Below are 969 nucleotides of genomic sequence, written 5' to 3'. Positions count from 1 at the left end.
TAAGCGTGGCTACAGTACTGACTGCCTCTATCAGAATGCACAATTAGCCCTTGGCTTGGTCGTTTATTCTTGATTGCCATATTGAGTGCACGGCATACTAAATCTGCTGTCATGCGCTTATTAATGGCGTAGCCGACCAGCTCTTTGGTGTATAAATCTTTTACTCCTGCTAAGTATAGCCAACCCTCGCTTGTCCAGATATAGGTGATATCACTGACCCAAGACTCATTAGGACGCTTAGCATCAAACTGCTGATCGAGCACGTTTGGATAAACCATTTTATTATGGTTTGAGTCCGTGGTGACCTTAAAGCGTTTGTGGCGACGGCATTTGATGCCATGTTCTTCTTTGATACGTCTGACCATGTACAAGCTAATGTCATGGCCTTGCTCTATTAGCTTTGCATGCAGTCGCTCAACACCATAGCGCTCACGAGTTTCACTGTGAGCGGCTCTAACCAGTAGCTCAGACTGGTTACGATGTATCTGTTGGTCGCTGATATCGCGATTTATCCAGTCGTAATAGCTTGATGGCTTAACCCTTAATACACGGCACATAGAGACGATACTAAAGGCCTGTCTATTAGTTTTTATAAAGGCGTACTTCACTAACTGTTTTTCGCAAAGTACGCCGTGGCCTTTTTTAGGATCTCTCGTTCCTCTTCAGCCACTTTAAGCTGCCGCTTGAGCTGCTTTATTTCCTGAATAGCTGCCATAAGCTCAGGATCATATTGTTCTGTGCCGACAAGTTTGCCTTGATTGGCTTTATTGTTCCAATTAGATAACGTTTGCATCGCTATGCCAAGCTGCTTTGCGGTCGCTGAGATGTTGCCGTTATTGTCTGCTATCTTCTTAACGGCTTCTGCTTTAAATTGGGTGCTATAAGTTCTGATCTTCTTGGTCATGGTAAACTCCTCATCGAGTCGTTAGTTTACCAAGTTTATCTCTACGGTTTCTTCAGCATAGCTCA

Annotated in this window: 1 pseudogene; it reads right to left on the bottom strand. The window is 44.1% G+C overall.

Annotated elements, in window-relative coordinates:
• A pseudogene (locus ACT3SX_RS15255) lies at window positions 1-904 on the bottom strand (IS3 family transposase); the annotation flags it as partial.
• Window positions 905-969: the final 65 nt, after the last annotated feature.

The sequence above is a fragment of the Psychrobacter sp. AOP31-B2-9 genome (genome assembly GCF_052378005.1).
Lineage (GTDB): Bacteria > Pseudomonadota > Gammaproteobacteria > Pseudomonadales > Moraxellaceae > Psychrobacter.
This window is presented reverse-complemented; position numbering and strand designations above follow the sequence as displayed.